Origin of the sequence: Sinomicrobium weinanense (assembly GCF_018863395.1) — a bacterium.
Lineage (GTDB): Bacteria > Bacteroidota > Bacteroidia > Flavobacteriales > Flavobacteriaceae > Sinomicrobium > Sinomicrobium weinanense.
Window position 1 is genome coordinate 3,678 of record NZ_JAHKRR010000021.1, and the last position, 1,711, is coordinate 5,388.

Below are 1,711 nucleotides of genomic sequence, written 5' to 3' on the forward strand. Positions count from 1 at the left end.
TTACCCTAGGCAGCTCCTTGCGGTCACCGACTTCAGGTACCCCCGGCTTCCATGGCTTGACGGGCGGTGTGTACAAGGCCCGGGAACGTATTCACCGGATCATGGCTGATATCCGATTACTAGCGATTCCAGCTTCACGGAGTCGAGTTGCAGACTCCGATCCGAACTGTGATCGGTTTTATAGATTCGCTCCTACTCGCGTAGTGGCTGCTCTCTGTACCGACCATTGTAGCACGTGTGTAGCCCAAGACGTAAGGGCCGTGATGATTTGACGTCATCCCCACCTTCCTCACGGTTTGCACCGGCAGTCTGATTAGAGTCCCCATCTTTACATGCTGGTAACTAATCACAGGGGTTGCGCTCGTTATAGGACTTAACCTGACACCTCACGGCACGAGCTGACGACAACCATGCAGCACCTTGTAATCAGTCCGAAGAAATAACTGTTTCCAATTACGTCCGATTACATTTAAGCCTTGGTAAGGTTCCTCGCGTATCATCGAATTAAACCACATGCTCCACCGCTTGTGCGGGCCCCCGTCAATTCCTTTGAGTTTCATTCTTGCGAACGTACTCCCCAGGTGGGATACTTATCACTTTCGCTTAACCACTGAGCATTGCTACCCAACAGCTAGTATCCATCGTTTACGGCGTGGACTACCAGGGTATCTAATCCTGTTCGCTACCCACGCTTTCGTCCATCAGCGTCAATCATGTGTTAGTAACCTGCCTTCGCAATCGGTATTCTATGTAATATCTATGCATTTCACCGCTACACTACATATTCTAATTACTTCACACATATTCAAGTGCATCAGTATCAAAGGCAATTTTACCGTTAAGCGGCAAACTTTCACCCCTGACTTAATGCACCGCCTACGGACCCTTTAAACCCAATGATTCCGGATAACGCTTGCACCCTCCGTATTACCGCGGCTGCTGGCACGGAGTTAGCCGGTGCTTATTCCTACAATACCGTCATCAGAGTACACGTACTCCTTATTCTTCCTGTAGAAAAGCAGTTTACAACCCATAGGGCCGTCTTCCTGCACGCGGCATGGCTGGATCAGGCTCTCGCCCATTGTCCAATATTCCTCACTGCTGCCTCCCGTAGGAGTCTGGTCCGTGTCTCAGTACCAGTGTGGGGGATCTCCCTCTCAGGACCCCTACCCATCGTAGCCTTGGTATGCCGTTACCATACCAACTAGCTAATGGGACGCATGCTCATCTTTTGCCACCAAAGTTTTAATAACTCCAGGATGCCCTGGTGCTATACCATGGGGTATTAATCCAAATTTCTTCGGGCTATCCCCCTGCAAAAGGTAGATTGCATACGCGTTACGCACCCGTGCGCCGGTCTCAAGTTCAGCAAGCTGAACTCTACCCCTCGACTTGCATGTGTTAGGCCTGCCGCTAGCGTTCATCCTGAGCCAGGATCAAACTCTTCATCGTTTAATCTTATATACTTTAACTCAAAGTATATCCAGGATTTTCTTAAAATCCCCTACTCAAAATAACCTTGCTTAAATCTTCCTCTATATTCACTCTCTCAAATGAATAAAAGTGCTGTCAACAATATTTCAACGAACTTCTTATGCTTTTTCTCCTATAAAGACACACCTCCGCGCATCTCTACATGACCTATCCTCTCCGGATAAGCGGGTGCAAAAGTAAATACTCTTTTTGACTCTCACAACCCTTTTTGAAAAAA

At 48.1% G+C, this 1,711-nt stretch carries 1 rRNA gene; it reads right to left on the minus strand.

The features are described from left to right. A 16S ribosomal RNA gene (locus tag KN811_RS21655) occupies positions 1-1,452 on the minus strand. Positions 1,453-1,711 lie beyond the last annotated feature (259 nt).